18 protein-coding genes are annotated in these 18,972 nt (G+C 33.8%); all 18 read left to right on the forward strand.

Annotated elements, in window-relative coordinates; genetic code table 11:
• The first annotated feature begins 57 nt into the window (after window positions 1-57).
• A complete protein-coding gene (locus tag NQ558_RS08415) occupies window positions 58-405 on the forward strand; it encodes a YraN family protein (RefSeq protein ID WP_040447104.1) in 348 nt (115 codons plus the stop codon).
• A complete protein-coding gene (gene pgeF / locus NQ558_RS08420) occupies window positions 405-1,253 on the forward strand; it encodes a peptidoglycan editing factor PgeF (protein ID WP_005362690.1) in 849 nt (282 codons plus the stop codon). The genes NQ558_RS08415 and pgeF overlap by 1 nt, the downstream gene beginning before the upstream one ends.
• A gap of 84 nt (window positions 1,254-1,337) precedes the next feature.
• The gene (gene der, locus NQ558_RS08425) at window positions 1,338-2,663 is read left to right on the forward strand and encodes a ribosome biogenesis GTPase Der (protein ID WP_005362688.1); all 1,326 of its coding nucleotides are present in this window, start codon (window positions 1,338-1,340) and stop codon (window positions 2,661-2,663) included.
• Entirely contained in the window at window positions 2,663-3,325 is a 663-nt protein-coding gene (gene plsY, locus NQ558_RS08430; protein WP_005362687.1) for a glycerol-3-phosphate 1-O-acyltransferase PlsY, read from the forward strand. The genes der and plsY overlap by 1 nt, the downstream gene beginning before the upstream one ends.
• Before the next feature lies 1 nt (window position 3,326).
• Window positions 3,327-4,337, forward strand: coding sequence for an NAD(P)H-dependent glycerol-3-phosphate dehydrogenase (locus tag NQ558_RS08435; protein ID WP_005362685.1), 1,011 nt, complete (start codon window positions 3,327-3,329; stop codon window positions 4,335-4,337).
• A gap of 3 nt (window positions 4,338-4,340) precedes the next feature.
• On the forward strand, window positions 4,341-5,006 hold the full coding sequence (locus tag NQ558_RS08440) for a GTP pyrophosphokinase (RefSeq protein WP_005362683.1): 666 nt from the start codon (window positions 4,341-4,343) through the stop codon (window positions 5,004-5,006).
• Window positions 5,007-5,024: 18 nt separating this feature from the next.
• Window positions 5,025-6,593 carry a cardiolipin synthase gene (gene cls / locus NQ558_RS08445; protein ID WP_005362682.1) on the forward strand — a complete coding sequence of 523 codons (1,569 nt, stop codon included), beginning with the start codon at window positions 5,025-5,027 and terminating at the stop codon, window positions 6,591-6,593.
• Window positions 6,594-6,746: 153 nt separating this feature from the next.
• The gene (spoIVA, locus tag NQ558_RS08450; RefSeq protein WP_005362680.1) at window positions 6,747-8,213 is read left to right on the forward strand and encodes a stage IV sporulation protein A; all 1,467 of its coding nucleotides are present in this window, start codon (window positions 6,747-6,749) and stop codon (window positions 8,211-8,213) included.
• A gap of 124 nt (window positions 8,214-8,337) precedes the next feature.
• On the forward strand, window positions 8,338-9,564 hold the full coding sequence (tyrS, locus tag NQ558_RS08455; RefSeq protein WP_005362678.1) for a tyrosine--tRNA ligase: 1,227 nt from the start codon (window positions 8,338-8,340) through the stop codon (window positions 9,562-9,564).
• A 37-nt stretch (window positions 9,565-9,601) separates the two neighbouring features.
• Complete coding sequence (gene alaS, locus NQ558_RS08460) at window positions 9,602-12,241, forward strand: alanine--tRNA ligase (RefSeq protein WP_040447035.1); 2,640 nt, start codon at window positions 9,602-9,604, stop codon at window positions 12,239-12,241.
• Between the two features lie 157 nt (window positions 12,242-12,398).
• A complete protein-coding gene (rpsU, locus tag NQ558_RS08465; protein ID WP_005362674.1) occupies window positions 12,399-12,575 on the forward strand; it encodes a 30S ribosomal protein S21 in 177 nt (58 codons plus the stop codon).
• Window positions 12,576-12,711: 136 nt separating this feature from the next.
• Complete coding sequence (locus NQ558_RS08470; protein WP_005362673.1) at window positions 12,712-12,969, forward strand: YabP/YqfC family sporulation protein; 258 nt, start codon at window positions 12,712-12,714, stop codon at window positions 12,967-12,969.
• Entirely contained in the window at window positions 12,944-14,137 is a 1,194-nt protein-coding gene (locus tag NQ558_RS08475; RefSeq protein WP_040447033.1) for a sporulation protein YqfD, read from the forward strand. The genes NQ558_RS08470 and NQ558_RS08475 overlap by 26 nt, the downstream gene beginning before the upstream one ends.
• Window positions 14,124-15,122 (forward strand): PhoH family protein, encoded by a 999-nt coding sequence (locus NQ558_RS08480; RefSeq protein ID WP_005362669.1) that lies wholly within the window; start codon window positions 14,124-14,126, stop codon window positions 15,120-15,122. Before NQ558_RS08475 ends, NQ558_RS08480 begins: the two co-directional genes overlap by 14 nt.
• 56 nt (window positions 15,123-15,178) lie before the next feature.
• A complete protein-coding gene (ybeY, locus tag NQ558_RS08485; RefSeq protein ID WP_005362667.1) occupies window positions 15,179-15,679 on the forward strand; it encodes an rRNA maturation RNase YbeY in 501 nt (166 codons plus the stop codon).
• Window positions 15,680-15,733: 54 nt separating this feature from the next.
• On the forward strand, window positions 15,734-16,822 hold the full coding sequence (locus NQ558_RS08490; protein ID WP_005362665.1) for a DUF3048 domain-containing protein: 1,089 nt from the start codon (window positions 15,734-15,736) through the stop codon (window positions 16,820-16,822).
• Between the two features lie 99 nt (window positions 16,823-16,921).
• Window positions 16,922-17,311: a cytidine deaminase gene (locus tag NQ558_RS08495; protein WP_005362663.1), complete on the forward strand. Its 390-nt coding sequence runs from the start codon at window positions 16,922-16,924 to the stop codon at window positions 17,309-17,311.
• Between the two features lie 4 nt (window positions 17,312-17,315).
• The gene (locus NQ558_RS08500) at window positions 17,316-18,968 is read left to right on the forward strand and encodes a putative polysaccharide biosynthesis protein (protein ID WP_005362661.1); all 1,653 of its coding nucleotides are present in this window, start codon (window positions 17,316-17,318) and stop codon (window positions 18,966-18,968) included.
• Window positions 18,969-18,972: the final 4 nt, after the last annotated feature.

Raw genomic sequence — 18,972 nt, forward strand, 5'->3', positions numbered from 1 at the left:
ATGAATTGGCGGTGGAATTTTTTAGAAAAATTAAGATTTGATTATGAGGGGGAGCTTTTGAACAAAAGAGGAAGAGGAAGTTTTTATGAAGATGTTTGTGTTGAATATCTTATTAAAAACGGATTTGATATTTTACATAGGAATTATAGATGTAAGTTAGGTGAGATTGATATTATAGCTAAGAAGGATGACATTATCCGTTTTATTGAGGTTAAGTTTAGAGGCAGTGACAGTTATGGCTCTGCTTTGGAGGCTGTTGATTTTAGAAAACAGCGCAGGATTATGAGAGCAGCATCATGGTTTTTGAATGAGTATGGATTAAATGATGTTCAGTGCAGTTTTGATGTGATGACTGTTGAAAATAATGAGGCAAGGTATTATTTTAATTGTTATGGAGGAATATAATGGAATATATTCAGTTAAATAAGGAAAGTGGAAGTACCACAAGGATTAATTTTAATAATGGTGTTCCGTATATTAGTTATAGAATTTTAGATGATATTCCATGGCTTAAGAATGCTGTTTCTACCAGATTAGGTGGTGTTAGCAAGGATTACCTTGCCAGTATGAATTTGGGCTTTAACCGAGGGGATTTAGATGAAAATGTCATTAGAAACCATGAAATTTTTGCTAATGCCATTGGTGTCAATCCTAAGAATATTGTTACAGGCAATCAGACTCACACAACTAATGTTAAGGTTGTTACTAAAGACGATTGTGGAAAGGGCATATATAGAGATAGAAATTATACGGATATAGATGGTCTTATTACTAATGAAAAAGGTATTGTCCTTGCAACTTATTATGCAGATTGTGTGCCTCTTCTTATTGTGGATACTAAGAATAAAGCCATTGGGCTTTCTCATTCCGGTTGGCGTGGAACTGTTGGAAAGATTGGAAAAGTTACAATAGAGAAGATGGGAGAACTTTACGGTACAAAACCGGAAGATATCGTGGCATGTATTGGCCCGTCAATTTGTCAGAAATGTTATGAAATAAGTGAAGAAGTTGCAGTTCAGTTTAAGGAAGCATTCCCTGATAATATTAAGGAGATTCTTATTGATAAAGGCAATGGAAAATATCAGCTTGATTTGTGGGAATGCAATAGAATTAATTTTAAAGAAGCAGGTGTTTTACCTGAAAATATAAAGGTGACAGATATATGTACCTGTCATAACACAGATGTGTTGTTTTCACATAGAGGACATAACGGTAAGCGTGGAAACTTAGGTGCATTTTTATCAATTGTATAAATGGGACAATAAAGTTAAAGATATTTGGAAGATGTTTACAAATATGTACTAATATTGTAAAATCTAGTGATAAAGGAGAAAAATATGAGTAAACCAATAGTAGCAATAGTAGGTAGACCAAATGTTGGAAAATCTACTTTATTTAATGCTTTAGCAGGAAAAAAGATTTCCATAGTAAAAGATACTCCGGGTGTTACAAGAGATAGAATACACGCGGATATTGACTGGCTTGACCATAAATTTACAATGATTGACACAGGTGGCATTGAGCCGGACAGTAATGATATTATTCTCTCACAGATGAGAGAACAGGCGCAGATTGCCATTGACACAGCAGATGTTATTATTTTTATGACAGATGTTAAGCAGGGACTTGTAGATTCAGATGCAAAAGTTGCAGATATGTTAAGACGAAGCCATAAGCCTGTTATTCTTGTAGTAAACAAGGTAGACAATTTTAACAAAATGATGGCAGATGTGTATGAGTTCTATAATTTGGGAATAGGTGATCCTGTTCCTATTTCAGCGTCACAGCGTAGTGGTCTTGGTGATATGCTCGATAAGGTTGTAAGTTATTTTGCTGACTTAAATTTAGAGCAAGAAGAAGATGACAGACCAAGAATAGCAATCGTAGGAAAACCTAACGTAGGTAAGTCTTCCATTATCAATAAGATTACAGGAGAAAGCCGTGTTATTGTTTCAAATATTGCAGGAACAACAAGAGATGCCATCGATACTGACGTCAAATGGAACGGCAAGGATTATGTATTTATTGATACAGCCGGACTTAGAAGAAAGTCTAAGGTTAAGGAAGAGATAGAAAAATACAGTATTATCAGAACGGTAACTGCAGTTGAAAGAGCAGATGTTGTTATTATTGTAATAGATGCTGTTGAAGGCGTTACAGAGCAGGATGCCAAGATTGCAGGAATTGCTCACGAAAATGGCAAGGGTATAATTATTGCAGTAAATAAGTGGGATGCAATTGAGAAAAATGATAAGACAGTCTATGAATACACTAATAAGGTTAGAGATATTTTATCATTTATGCCATATGCAGAGATTATGTTTATTTCTGCCAAGACAGGTCAGAGATTGCCTAAACTTTTTGATATGATTGATTTTGTAATTGCTAATCATGCAATGAGAATTGAAACAGGTGTTGTTAACGAAATTATGGCGGAAGCTGTTGCATTACAGCAACCACCTTCAGATAAGGGGAAGAGACTTAAACTTTATTATATTACACAGGTTTCTGTTAAACCGCCTACATTTGTTATTTTTGTAAATGATAAGCAGTTAATGCATTTTTCATATACAAGATACATTGAAAACAAAATAAGAGAAGCTTTCGGATTTAAAGGAACACCTCTCAGATTTATTATACGTGAAAGAAAGGAAGACAAGTAATGATCTGGCAAAAGATAGTATGTGTTTTAATCGGATATGTTTTTGGACTGTTTCAAACAGGGTTTATTATAGGAAAGATGAAACACATTGACATAAGAGATTATGGAAGTGGAAATTCAGGAACAACTAATGCAATGCGTACATTAGGAAAGAAAGATGGATTTATAACATTTTTTGGTGATGCACTAAAGGCTGTTTTTGCCATGATGCTTACATATTTTCTGTTTAGAAATGGTGTATGTAAGGACCATATGTTTATAATAGCTTTATATACGGGAATTGGTGCAATCCTTGGACATAATTTTCCTTTTTATATGAACTTTAAAGGTGGAAAGGGTATTGCAGCATCAGCAGGATTAATTTTTGCACTTGCATTTTTTGACTGGAAGTTTTTAGCATTAGGTTTTTGTACATTTTTTATAGCATTAATAATTACAAAATATGTTTCTTTTAGTTCATTGTGCCTTATGACAGGTTTTTTTATTGAATTTATTGTTTGGGGGCAGCTTGGTATGGTGCATAACCTTGAAAGCCAGGATAAAGTGGAAGCATATATTCTTGTTGGATTTTTGACAGCATTGTCATATATCAGACATAAAGAAAACATAAAGAGACTGATTAACGGAACGGAAAGAAAAATCGGTCAAAAGAAGGAGGCGTAATATGTCTAAAGTAACTGTTTTAGGTGGTGGCGGTTGGGCCATTGCCTTGGCGAAGGTATTAAATGAAAATGGTCACAATGTAACATTATGGTCTGCACTTGAAAGGGAAGTTGAAGCTCTTACAAAAGAAAGAGAAAATAAGGTTGGACTTCCGGGAGTTAAAATTCCTGAGGAAATCAAGATTACGAATGATATTAAAGAAGCTGTAAAGGATTCAAAAATGATAGTTATGGCAGTTGCATCATCTTTTGTAAGAAGTACTTCAGAACTTCTTAAAGATATTGTTCCAGACGGTCAGATTATTGTTGACGTGGCAAAGGGAATTGAAGATGGAACATTCTATACAATGACAGAAGTTATTGAAGATGTAATTCCTACAGTTAATGCTGTAGTTTTATCTGGTCCAAGTCATGCGGAAGAAGTAGGTTTACAGGTTCCTACAGCAGTTGTTGTTGGAGCTAAGACATTTGAAACAGCAAGCTTTGTTCAGAGACTTTTCTCAAATGATTATTTTAGAGCATATACAAGTCCTGACAGAAAGAGCATTGAACTTGGTGGCTCTTTAAAGAATGTTATTGCCCTTGCAGCAGGTATTGCTGACGGTTTAGGATATGGCGATAATACTGAGGCTGCTCTTATGACAAGAGGTATTAAGGAAATAACACAGCTTGGTGTAGCCATGGGTGGTCATTCAAGAACGTTCCATGGTCTTTCTGGAATCGGTGATCTTATTGTTACATGCGGAAGTAAACATTCACGTAACAGAAGAGCAGGTATTCTCATTGGAAAAGGCTATACTTTAGATGAAGCGGTTAAGGAAGTTAATATGGTTGTTGAAGGTGCAGTTTCAGCCAAGGCAGCTCTTGAACTTGCACACAAATATAACGTGGATATGCCTTTGGTAGAAAGTGTTAATCAGGTATTATTTGAAAACAAGCCTGCAAAGGAAGCTATGAGAGATATTATGAAGAGAGATTTAACACATGAATTTCCTGATTTGGTTTGGGAGTAGGATATGAATGATTTAAATGCAAAAAAAGAAGAACTTGTAAAACAGTTTGAAGGTTTGGATTCCACTTTTTCTGAAATAAAAATGCTTATGACTTATTACGAGTGTGCCATTTTGGAAGTAAAAACCAAACTTGATGTTTTAAATAAAGAATTTCAGGCTAACGAGCTTAGAAATCCAATAGAAACAATAAAAACACGTATAAAGTCTCCTGCAAGCATAATGGAGAAATTAGAAAGAAAAGGTTTTGAACTTTCTGTTCAGTCAATAAAGGATAATCTTGATGATGTGGCAGGAATAAGAGTTATCTGTTCTTTTGTAGATGATATATACAAGGTTGCAGATATGCTGACTAATCAGGATGATATTAAGATTTTATCTAAAAAGGATTATATTAGAAATCCAAAGAAGAATGGATATAGAAGTCTTCACCTTGTTGTTGAAATACCTATTTTTCTTTCAAATGAGAAGAAACCAATGCGTGTGGAAGTTCAGATTAGAACAATTGCAATGGACTTTTGGGCAAGTCTTGAGCATGAAATACATTATAAAAAGTTTTCAAATTCAAATGTGGAAGCCGTAAAACAGCTTACGGAATGTGCAGATGTAATTTATGAAACAGATATGAAGATGTTAAAGATTAGAAAAAATCTTTTAGATGAAGAGGATTAGAAAATAAGGAGTTTATTAATGTCAGCCAAGAGAGTTCTTTCACAAAAACATAAAGGCAAAAAAGGATTGGCAGCCTTTTTATTCAGTCGTTTCTTTTTATTCGGCTTAATGGTTGTCCTTCAGGTACTAATGTTTGTATTTTTTGCCTATAATGCGTCTGTAGAAAAAAATCTTAATTATGTAATAATGGTATTACAGTTTGTACTTATTATTTACATTGCAAACGATAAATCGGATCCTACAATGAAACTGGTTTGGATAATGTTTATTATGTTTGTACCGGCTATTGGCTGTATGATGTATCTTTATTTTATGCTTCAACCGGGTTCTCTTATGCTAAAAAAGAGACTTGAACATATTAATCTTAATTCAGGTAAATACTTAGATCCTGACCAGAACATATATAATGAATTACAAATACTGGATAAGCAGGTTTCATCTCTTACAAAATATGTATATGAAAAAACAGGTTGCCCGGTGTACAAAAATACGGATGTTACATATTTAGAAAGTGGAGAGAAAAAATACGGAATCCTTCTTGATGAATTAAAGAAAGCAAAGAATTTTATTTTTCTTGAATACTTTATAATAGAGCAGGGAGAAGTATGGGACTCTGTTCTTGAAGTATTATGTGAAAAGATAAGAGAGGGTGTTGAAGTAAGGGTAATGTATGACGGACTATGTTCCTTGTCTAAACTACCAATAGGATATTTTAAAAAGTTAAGGGAATTAGGTATTAAGTCTAAACCATTTGCGCCTGCAAGACCCTTTTTTACAACACAGCAGAATAACAGAGATCATAGAAAGATTTTGGTTATTGACGGTAAAGTTGCTTTTACAGGTGGAATAAATCTGGCTGATGAGTATATGAACATTGTGGAAAGATTCGGTTACTGGAAAGATACAGGTGTAATGCTTAAGGGAGATGCAGTAAGAAGCTTCACACTTTTGTTCTTACAGATGTGGAATGTTACCGAAAAGAATATTGAAGGTTATAGCAGATATTTAAATATTGCCATACCTACACCTGAAACGTCAGATGGTTATGTAATGGGCTATGGAGATGATCCGTATGGCAAAGAGCGTGTTGGCGAGTCTGTATACTTACATATGATTAATACGGCTACTAAATATCTTCATATAGTATCGCCATATCTGGTTATAGATAATGTTATGATGTCATCATTAAAGTTTGCGGCTAAGCGTGGCGTTGATGTAAAAATTATTATGCCGGGGATCCCCGACAAGGAATATGCTTATTGTCTTGCAAGAACATATTATGCAGAGCTTATAGAGGCAGGAGTTGAAATTTATGAATTTACTCCGGGATTTACTCATGCAAAGATGTTTATTAGTGATGATGAAAAGGCAACAGTAGGAACAATAAATCTAGACTATAGAAGTTTGTTTCTTCATTTTGAGGATGGTTGCTTTATTTACAAAAATAAGGTTATAAATCGAATAGAGGAAGACTATCAGAAGATGCTTAGTGCATCAAAGAGAGTCTCTCTTATGGATTGTAGGAACAGACCTACATATTACAAAATATGTGGAATGCTTTTAAGACTTTTGGCACCGTTAATGTAGGTAATCAAACTTTTAATGTTTAGAAATTTTAATCAATATAAGAAAAACAAAGACAAATATATGGTTTTAGTTAAAAATAAAACTGGTATATTTGTCTTTTTTTCGCATATATATTAATAGTCACATGGGAATAATAAAATATGGGGGTAGGCTATGGACTTTAACGTATACAAAGATATTGAAAAGAGAACTAACGGTGAGATTTACATAGGTGTTGTAGGCCCTGTAAGAACAGGAAAATCTACTTTTATTAAGAATTTTATGGATATTGCAGTTGTGCCTAATATAAAAGATGAGAATGAAGTGAGAAGAACCATGGATGAACTTCCACAATCTTCAGCAGGAAAAACAATTATGACTACTGAGCCTAAATTTATACCTAACAAGGCAGTTAATATTAAATTAGGTGAAAAGGCTGACCTGAAAGTAAGATTAATTGACTGTGTAGGCTTTATGGTTGAGGGCGCAACAGGTCATATGGAAGAGGATAAAGAGAGAATGGTAAAAACCCCTTGGTTTGATTATGATATTCCTTTCTCAAAAGCGGCGGAAATTGGTACTGAAAAAGTAATTTCCGAACATTCAACAATAGGAATTGTTATAACTTCTGATGGTAGTTTTACGGATTTAGATGTGGAAGAATATAACAAGGCACTTGATAAAACAGTAAATGAGCTAAAAAACATAAATAAGCCTTTTATAATTTTGGTAAATTCAATTAATCCTGATTCAATGGAATGCAAAATGCTTCGTGACCAAATAGCAGAAAAATATAATGTGTCAACATTATCTATTAACTGTCTGCGTTTAACGGAGAAAGATGTAACAGATATTTTAGAAAATATTTTGTTTGAATTTCCAATAAGTGAAATAATATTTAATGTGCCTAAATGGTTGGAAATAATAGGCACAGAGCACAAATTAATGAAGTATATTATTGAATATTCCCAGAGAATATTAGAATCTTTCATAAAAATAAAAGATATAAAAACATTAAACTTAAACCCTGACAAAGAATATGTAAAAAGCGTTCAAATGACAGCCATAGAATTGTCAACAGGCAGACTTATATTAAATTATGACATTGATGAAAGTTATTATTATGAAACTTTATCTGAAATGGCAGGCACAAAAATCGAAAATCAGCTTCAATTGATTAAAATGGTAAAAGAATTATCAATGGAGAAAAACACATATATAAAAGTTAATGAGGCAATTAACAAGGTAAAAACCACCGGTTACGGAATAGTAATACCTGATAAGGAAGACATTGTTTTGGAAAATCCTGAGCTGATTAAAAGTGGAAATAAGTTTGGAGTGAAAATTAAGGCAACTGCACCGTCAATTCATTTTGTTAAGGCTAACATTCTTACAGAAATTTCGCCAATAATAGGAAGCGAGGAACAGGCAAGAGATTTAATAGGATTTATTAATGAAAAAGAACAGGACTCTAATGTTTGGGAAACTAATATTTTCGGAAAAACCATTGGGGAAATCGTTGATGAGGGAATAATTAATAAAATAAATAATCTGACTGCCGAAACACAGTCAAGAATGCAGGGAACCATTGAAAAAATCACAAATGACCAAAGCAGAGGTGTAATATGCATCGTTTTATAAAAAACGTTACATTATCTTAGAACATTACATTTATATTTATGCCTTTAATATGGGGCTATAGCCTTGAAAAATAAAAATTACTATGCTAAAATATTTTATTGAGTTTTATTGAAGGAGATATGTTATGAATACTTACGAAGAATTAAAAGCTCGAGGTCTTATAGCCCAGGTTACTGACGAAGAGCGAATTAGTGATTTAATTAATAAAGGAGAAGCAGTATTTTATATTGGGTTCGACCCAACAGCGGATAGTCTTCATGTAGGTCATTTTATGGCGTTATGTTTAATGAAGAGACTTCAGATGGCAGGTAATAAGCCGATTGCCTTAATTGGTGGAGGAACAGCTATGATTGGTGATCCATCAGGTAAGACAGACATGAGAAAGATGATGACTAAGGAAACAATTAACCACAACGTTGAATGTTTCAAGAAGCAGATGAGTAAGTTTATTGATTTCTCAGACGGAAAGGCATTACTTGTAAACAATGCTGACTGGCTTTTAGATTTAAACTATATAGATGTTTTAAGAGAGGTAGGTCCTCATTTTAGTGTTAACAGAATGCTTACGGCAGAATGTTACAAACAGAGAATGGAAAGAGGCTTAAGCTTCCTTGAATTTAATTATATGATTATGCAGAGTTATGACTTCTACAGATTATATAAAGATTACGGATGTAATTTACAGTTTGGTGGTGATGACCAGTGGAGTAACATGCTTGGCGGTACAGAACTTATCAGACGTAAGCTTGGCGAAGATGCTTCAGCTATGACTATTACTTTACTTCTTAACTCAGAAGGCAAGAAGATGGGTAAAACAGTTAGTGGTGCTGTTTGGCTTGATGCTGAAAAGACATCACCATTTGAATTTTACCAGTACTGGAGAAATGTTGATGATGCAGATGTTGTTAAGTGCTTAAAGATGCTTACATTCCTTCCTTTAGAAGAAATCGAGAAGATGGAACAGTGGCAGGGAAGTGAACTTAATAAGGCTAAGGAAATTCTTGCTTATGAACATACTAAACTTGTTCATGGTGAAGAAGAAGCTGAAAAAGCACAGATTGCATCAAGAAACCTTTTTGCAGGAGGTGGAGTTACAGGCGACATTCCTACAACAACATATGCTAAGGCAGATTTAGATGAAGGAAAAGATATCTTGACACTTTTAGTTGATACAAAACTTGCAGCTTCAAGAGGCGAGGCAAGACGTCTTGTTCAGCAGGGTGGTGTTTCTGTTAATGGTGAAAAGGTTGCAGCAATTGATAAAACATTCACAACTGCAGAATTTAACGAAGAAGCAGCATTACTTATCAAAAAAGGTAAAAAATCATACCATCAGATTAAAGCTGACTAAGTTTAATATTGGTTAGATGTATAAATTGGAGGACAAAATGAAACAATACGGATTAAATGAATTAAGAAAAATGTTCTTAGATTTCTTTGAATCAAAGGGACATCTTGTGATGAAGAGTTTTTCTTTAGTTCCACATAATGATAACAGTTTATTACTCATAAACGCAGGTATGGCTCCTTTAAAACCATACTTTACAGGACAGGAAATACCACCAAGAACAAGAGTGGCAACATGTCAGAAGTGCATTAGAACAGGTGATATCGAAAATATCGGAAAAACTGCAAGACACGGTACATTTTTTGAAATGCTTGGTAACTTCTCTTTTGGTGATTATTTTAAAAGAGAAGCAATTCATTGGTCATGGGAGTTTTTGACAGAAGTTGTAGGACTTGAAGCTGACAGATTATATCCATCAGTTTACTTAGAAGATGATGAAGCTTTTGATATTTGGAATAAGGAAATGGGAATCCCTGCTGAAAGAATTTTTAAGTTCGGTAAGGAAGATAATTTCTGGGAGCATGGTGCAGGACCTTGTGGTCCTTGTTCTGAAATTTACTATGACCGTGGTGCAAAATATGGTTGTGGTAAGCCGGGTTGTACTGTAGGATGCGAATGTGACAGATATATTGAAATCTGGAATAACGTATTTACACAGTTTGAAAATGACGGAAACGGCAATTATACAACATTAAAACAGAAGAACATTGATACAGGTATGGGACTTGAAAGACTTGCAACTGTAGTTCAGGATGTGGATTCTATTTTTGATGTTGACACAATTAAAGCTTTAAGAGATAAAGTTTGTGAACTTGCAAACAAGGAATATAAGAAAGAATATAAATGGGATGTTTCAATCAGAATTGTAACAGACCATATCAGATCAGCTACATTTATGATTTCTGACGGTATTATGCCATCAAATGAAGGCAGAGGATATGTATTAAGAAGATTAATCAGACGTGCTGCAAGACATGGCAAACTGCTTGGAATCGATGGAAGGTTCCTTTCAACACTTTCAGAAACAGTTATTGAAAGTTCAAAGGACGGATATCCTGAATTAGAAGAAAAGAAAAGCATGATTTTCAAGGTATTATCTGAAGAAGAAAATAAGTTTAACAAGACTATTGATACAGGTCTTAACATTCTTGCAGATATGGAAGAAGAAATGAAGAAAAATAACCAGACTCAGTTGTCAGGCGAAAATGCATTTAAGCTTTATGACACATATGGTTTCCCTCTTGATTTAACAGAAGAAATTCTTGAAGAAAAAGGATTTGGTGTAGATGAAGACGGTTTTAAGGAAGCTATGGAAGTTCAGAGAAAAAAAGCAAGAAGTGCACGTAAGAAGACTAACTATATGGGTGCAGATGCTACTGTATATGAACAGCTGGACAAAGCTCTTACAACTAAGTTTGTAGGTTATGATAAATTAATTTCAGATACCGTTGTAACAGCGCTTACAACAGAAAAAGAAGTTGTACAGGCTTTAGTTGATGGTGACAAGGGAACAATTGTTACTGAAGAAACACCATTCTACGGCACAATGGGTGGCCAGGTAGGCGATAAAGGTATCATTGTAACAAACGGTGGAGAATTTAAGGTAGAAGAAACAATTCATCTTTTAGGTGGAAAGATTGGACATGTTGGTACAGTTGTAAAGGGTATGATTCAGGTAGGCGACAAGGCTACTATGAAGGTTGACTCAGCATTTCGTGCTGATACATCAAAGAATCATAGCGCAACTCATCTTTTACAGAAAGCATTAAAGACTGTTCTTGGTGAACATGTTGAACAGGCAGGTTCATATGTAGATGCTGACAGATTAAGATTTGACTTTACTCACTTCCAGGCAATGACTAAGGAAGAAATCGAAAAAGTTGAAAATCTTGTTAATGAACAGATTGCTACAGGATTAGATGTTATAACTAAGGAAATGTCTTTGGATGAAGCAAAGGAAACAGGAGCGATGGCTTTATTTGGTGAAAAGTATGGCGAAAAGGTTAGAGTTGTTTCAATGGGAGATTATTCGATTGAACTTTGTGGTGGTACTCACGTATCTAACACAAATGTTATTTCATCATTTAAGATTATTTCAGAATCAGGTGTTGCTGCAGGAGTAAGAAGAATTGAAGCTTTAACTTCTACAGGACTTATGAAACACTATAAAGAATCTGAAAATGTTTTAAATCAGGCTGCAAAACTTGCAAAATCTGAACCTGTTGCTTTAGTTGAAAAGATTCAGGCTCTTTATGATGAAATTAAAGAATTATCTAAAGAAAATGAAAAATTAAAAGCTAAATTGGCAAATGAAGCTGTTGGTGACGTACTTAGTCAGGTAGTTGAAGTTAAGGGAGTTAAGTTACTTGCTACTCATGTTGAAGGAGTTGGAATGAACGAACTTAGAAACCTTGGTGACCAGCTTAAGGAAAAAATGGGCGGAGGCGTTGTTGTTATTGTTTCTACACAGGATGGCAAGGCTAATGTCATTGTTATGGCTGATGAAGATGCTATTAGCAAAGGTGCTCACGCAGGAAATATGATTAAGGAAATTGCTAAGCTTGTTGGCGGTGGCGGCGGTGGCCGTCCAAATATGGCTCAGGCAGGTGGAAAGAATCCTGCAGGAGCAAAGGATGCAGTAGAGGCTGCTAAAACTATTCTTGAAGGTCAGCTTAAATAATAACTGATAATCAGGAGGTTAATAATAAATCGTGAAAAACACGAAAAAGTATCTTAAAACATATTGACGATATAGAAAAATATGTTATAATATTTTAAGTGTTTTAACACAAATACCTACAGTTTTAGGAATCCATAACTGGAGGGAGGTCAGGAAAATGTCAAGCGTTATCGTAAAAGAAAACGAATCAATCGACAGTGCTTTACGTAGATTCAAGAGAAATTGCGCAAAGGCTGGTATCCAGCAGGAAATTCGTAAGAGAGAACACTACGAAAAGCCAAGCGTTAAGCGTAAGAAGAAATCAGAAGCTGCAAGAAAGCGCAAATATAATTAATTTTAATTTTTTAAAATAAAAGTTCGGAACGTAAGTTCCGGACTTTTGTTTTTTTGAAAAGATATATTCTTAAAGTTCTATTCATAAAACATAAAAATATACTATAAAAGCATAAAGAATTTTATAGAGGATTTTTATGTTTAATGTAGACAATGATTTGGATATGCCAAGAGATGTTATTCATGGAGAATGCCTGTGTCAGATAATCGGCAGAAACGAGATTGTAATTGAGAATTATAAATGTATTAAGAGCATTACGGACACCGATATAGAAATTGTATGTAAAAAATATAAAATAATCATTAATGGAACAGGTTTAAACATAAAATATTATAACAATCAATCAATGGCCATAGGTGGATATATTTGTGAAATTTCATTTTTACAGAATTAAAATTAATAGTAAACATATATATAGATTGCTTAACTGCTGCAGAAATAATGAAATAAGAGATGTTGAACTAGACAAAGACTATGCCGGTTTTTCAATAAATTATAATCAATATAGTGATCTTGAAAAAATATTAAAAGAAAATAATATTGAAATAGTAAACAGGCAGGAATTGGGTATATATACAAAGATTACAAACTTACAATTTATAAAAAGTGTTATATATATTTTTGCAATTTTTATTTTATTATTAATTGCAAATTCAGCTTTTATTTGGAAAATAACTATAAAAGGAAACTATTCCTATACAGCTGAACAAATGATTGATTATGTCCATAAAAAAGGCGTTAAAGAGGGGGCTCTAAAAGAAAGCATTGATACGGAAAGCTTGGAAAAATCCATACGAAAGAATTTTGGTGACATAAGCTGGGTATGCGTTGAGGTAAAAGGCACAAATCTGATTATACATATAAAAGAAAATTACATTACGGAAATAAGTGTAAAGGAAGATAAACCATACGACCTGGTGGCAGAATGTGACTGCACAATTGTTTCAGCACTTGTAAGAAGAGGCAAGCTTAACGTCAATCCTAAAGAAAAGGTTAAAAAAGGTCAGGTTTTAATTACCGGTGTTGTGGATGTTACAGATGAATCGGGGCAGTTGCTTTTTAATGAATATTGCAATGCGGACGGAGAAATAATAGGCCAAATAAAAGAAAAATACGAAGAAAAGTTAAACATAAAATATCAGGATAAAAAAACGGAAAAAAGTACTAAAATTATAGTTCCGTCTTTTTTGGAATATAAATGGATTAAAAACAAGGGGAAGAATAGGGAATTAACCTGTGAAGAAACAAAAATGAAATTCTTCGGTGACTATTATTTGCCAATATCAATGCAGAAATACACCATAAAAAAATACAAAATAACAGAGAAAAATTATTCCAAAGAACAGGCAGAAAAAATACTAAATAATAAATTTAATAATAAAATGTTTGTTATGGAACAAAAAGGCTACAAAATAATACAAAAAAATGTTAAAATGAAAAAGACTATGGACTCCTATGCATTATGTGGAAAAATAACATATAACAAACCCATAGGTAAAGTTTCATACATTGACGTAAAAAAAATAGAGGAGGAAACAGTCAGTATAAATGAGCGTAATTGAGAATATTATGAATATACCTGCTGAACATGAAAAAAACGTATTTGGCAGTTTTGATGGAAATATTAAAAAAATAGAGAGGACACTTCATGTAACAGTTATTGCAAGAGATTCTCAGGTAAAGATTATAGGTAGTGATGTTGCAGCAAAAAGAGCCAGAAGTGTTTTTGAGCAGTTGATTGAATTGTCTAAAAGAGGAAATACAATAACAGAGCAGAATGTAGATTATGCACTTTCTCTCTCTTATGATAATAAAGAATCAGCCATTGTGGACTTAGATGATAATATTATATGTCGCACAGTTATGGGAAAACCTGTTAAGCCTAAAACATTGGGTCAGAAGAAATATGTTGACCAAATAAGGGAAAGAATGATTGTTTTTGGTATAGGTCCTGCAGGAACAGGTAAAACATATCTTGCAATGGCAATGGCAATTACAGCACTTAAAAATAACGAAGTAAACAAGATTATTCTTACAAGACCTGCAATTGAGGCGGGAGAGAATCTTGGCTTTTTGCCGGGAGATTTGCAGAGCAAGGTAGATCCTTACTTAAGACCTCTTTATGATGCTTTATATCAGATTATGGGAGCTGAAAGCTTTATATCAAACAGCGAAAAGGGAATTATAGAAGTTGCACCTTTAGCTTACATGCGAGGCAGAACTTTAGATAATGCTTTTATTATTCTTGATGAGGCACAGAACACAACACCTGCACAGATGAAAATGTTCCTTACAAGAATAGGTTTTGGCTCGAAAGTAATTGTAACAGGTGACAGAACTCAGAAAGACCTTCCAAGAGATCAGGTATCAGGCTTGGATGTTGCAATGAAAGTCTTAAAAGATGTTGAAGACATAAGTTTTGTATTCTTAGATAATAACGATGTAGTAAGACATCCTCTTGTACAGAAGATTGTAAAAGCTTATGAAGAATATGACAAGAAAATGAGCAACAGAAATTCTAATAGAAACAAGTCAAGGGAAAAATAAAAGAGTAATTATATTGACGAAACCCATTAAGAAAATATATTGCAAAGGAATAGAAAATGAATATATACATAGAAAATGAATATGACAGGGAAATAGATGTTGATTATACAGATATAATTAATAAAGTAGTTTGCCAGGCAGTTGATTTTATAAAGTGTCCTTATGAATGTGAGGTTAATGTTACAATTGTTGACAATAATACTATTCACGAAATAAACAGGGAACAAAGAAAAATTGACAGACCTACAGATGTTTTGTCATTCCCAATGTTAGATTATGAAGTTGCCGGAGATTTCTCTATGGCAGAGGATGACATAAGTAACTTTAATCCTGATTCGGGAGAACTTATTTTAGGAGATATTGTGATTTCCTATGACAAAGTTATTGAACAGGCAGCTGAATATAATCATTCAAGAAAGAGAGAATTAGCTTTTCTTGTGGCACATAGTATGTTACATTTATTTGGATTTGATCATATGGTTGATGATGAAAGAATCGAAATGGAAGAAAAGCAGAACATTATTTTAAATAATCTGGGGATTACAAGAGAAAACTAGCATGGAAACTTACAAGAAAAAATGCAAAAGAAAGAAAAAAAGGGAGATTAGAAAATGGAAAAAAACAAGAAAATCATTGCCGGCATTGCAGGTGCAGTAGCTCTTATCGCTATTGTAGCAGTATGTATTTTTGCTTTTGGCAGTGGTAAAGAGAAAAAGATAACAGAAAACAAAGAAACAACAACAGTTGCTGAAACAACTACAGTACCTGAAACTACAGCACAGCCTAAAGGTATCAGTATGCTTACAGGAGAGCATATAAGTGAAAAGCTTGCTGAAAAAAGACCTGTTGCAGTTATGTACAATAATATTATTAATGCCATTCCACATTCAGGTATTGATAATGCAGGGATTGTATATGAAGCACCTGTTGAGGGAAGCATAACAAGACTTATGGCTCTTTTTGAGAATTATGGTAAGCTTAAAAAGATTGGCTCAGTTAGAAGCTGCAGACTTTATTATTGCTATTTCGCTTTGGAATGGGATGCAATTTATTGCCATTTCGGACAGTCAAAATATGCTTTAGATTTCTTGAAAAGTGACGCAATTGACAACGTAGGCTCATTTAATGCTGAAAGCGGTTATTACAGAACATCGGACAGAGTTGCTCCACATAACTGTTTTACCAGTGCGAAGGGAATTGACAGTTCAATTAAGAAACTTGGTTACAGAAGAAAATATAAGAATGGATACAAATCACACTTTAGTTTTGCTACTGACAATGAAAAGATTTCTCTTCAGTCAACAAAGCAGGCAAACAAAGTTAAACTTGGATATCCTGTAAATAAACCTTGGTTTGAGTATAATCAGAAAGACGGACAGTATTACAGATTCCAGTATGGAAAAAAACATATTGATGACCAGAACAATAAACAGCTTCACTGCTCAAACATTATAATTCAGTTTGTTAATGCTACTTTATATCCTGATGGAAAAAGCCTTAATATGACTTTAACAGGAAGTGGAAACGGCTGGTTTATTACAAATGGAAAAGCTGAAAAAATCACTTGGAAGAAAGACCAGAAAAAGGGCAGAACAACATACTTAGATAAGTCAGGTAAGGAAATAGTTTTAAATCAGGGAAAAACATGGATTTGTATGGTTCAGAATGAATATTCAAATGATGTAAAAATTTCTAAATAATTATTTGAGTTGTTATCAAAAGGCTATCCGGATTGTTATTTCCAAAGTTATTATGTTAAATACAAATTGGATCTTGAAAAATATTTAGAGGTATGTTAAATGGATAACAGAAAATTGATTGATAAGGCCTTAGAGGCAATGAATTACGCATATGCTCCATATAGTAAATTTAAAGTTGGAGCGGCACTTATTACAGATGGAGTTGTTTATACCGGTTGCAATATTGAAAATAGTTCTTTTGGAGCTACAATTTGTGCAGAAAGATGTGCAATTTCAAAAGCTGTAAGTGAAGGCCATAAAAATATTCAAAAAATAGCCATTGTAAGTTCATCAGGAGATTTCACTCCACCTTGTGGTATTTGCCGTCAGGTTATGGAAGAATTTATGGCTGATGGAACAGTTGTCCTTAGTAATGGCAAAGAAATTAAAGAATATACAGTAAGAGAGCTTCTTCCGGCGGGATTTTCTGCGGAGGATATGAAAGGGTAATAAAATGGGACGAAAATCAAAAAACAGTTTTGTAATTCAGGGAAGTATACTGGCTTTTGCAGGAATATTAGTAAGAATTATAGGCTTAATTTATAGAATACCGTTAACAAGAATTTTAGGAGATGAAGGTAACGGATATTATTCTACAGCATATGACATTTACAATGTTTTAATTTTGCTGTCATCTCAGAGTATGCCTTTGGCAGTATCAAAAATAGTATCAGAAAAGTTAGAGCGAAGACAGTATAAGAACGCTTATAAAATTTTTAAGGGGGCATTGTTTTACGGTGCAGTTTTAGGTGTTTCATTTGGTCTGTTTGCTTTCCTTGGAGCCGACTGGCTTGCAACTTCAGTTTATAAGAGCCAGCCTGCAGCAGTTGCACTTAAAGTTTTGGCACCTACACTTACTGTTGCCTGCATTCTTGGTGTAATGCGTGGATATTTCCAGGGAATGGGAAATATGATTCCAACAGCAATATCACAGGTTTTTGAGCAGATTGTCAATGCGGTTGTCAGCGTAATTGCAGCATATGAACTTACGGTTTACGGTATATCAATTAGCAAAATGTCAAAACTTGGTGAGTCGGCAGGTCCTGCATATGGAGCAGCAGGTGGTACATTAGGTACTTTAACAGGTGCCATTGCGGCATTAATAGTTGTAGTTATTGTATTTTGGAACTCATATGGAAATATAAAGAAACCTGTAAGAAAAGACAAAACAAAGGTAGAGGACAGTTACGCAACAATAACAAAAGTTATTATATTTACAATTACACCTGTATTAATAAGCAGTACAATTTATAACATCAGCAATCTTCTTGACAATCCTATATACGGAAATATTGTCACGGGAATTTTTGATGTTTCATCAAAAACAAGAGCTGAATTATGGGGTGTATACAGTGCTAAATATAGGGTGCTTACAACAATGCCTATAGCAATTGCTTCATCATTATCTACAGCAATTGTTCCTGCAATGGTAAGATCCTATATAGCAAAAGACAAACAGGGAATGGAGAACAAAGTTTCACTGGCATTAAAGTTTTCAATGCTTATAGCTTTCCCTTGTGGTATGGGATTATCAGTTTTAGGTGGACCGATTAACCAGTTATTATTTGGAGATGGAAGCAAGAGAACGGCAACAATTATGATTTTTAGTTTACTTACAGTAGTTGTTTTCTCACTTTCAACTATAAGTAATGCTATTTTACAGGGAATAGACAAGCTTAACATACCAATTAAAAATTCAGCAATATCACTTGTGCTTCATTTGATAATATTGCCTGTTTTATTAATTGTGTTTAGATTGGATATTTACGCAGTTGTTATTGGGGATATTACTTTTGGTCTTACAGTTTCAATATTAAATGCTTTTTCAATTAAGAAACATATGGGTTACAGCCATGATTTAAGGGAAACATTCCTGAGACCTTTTATTTGTTCAGCAGCAATGGGGATTATGTGTTATCTTGCATATTGGTTAACTTCAAAAATTATACCAATTAATGCATTATGTACATTATTTGCCATTATGGTAGCTGTTATTGTGTATGCTGTTGTTCTTATTATTTCGGGAACAGTTACAGAAAATGAACTTATGAGTGTTCCAAAGGGAACAATGTTAATCAGACTTTTGAAAAAAGTTCGTTTATTATAGTATA

Source organism: Eubacterium ventriosum, from assembly GCF_025150745.1.
GTDB classification, from domain to species: domain Bacteria; phylum Bacillota; class Clostridia; order Lachnospirales; family Lachnospiraceae; genus Eubacterium_G; species Eubacterium_G ventriosum.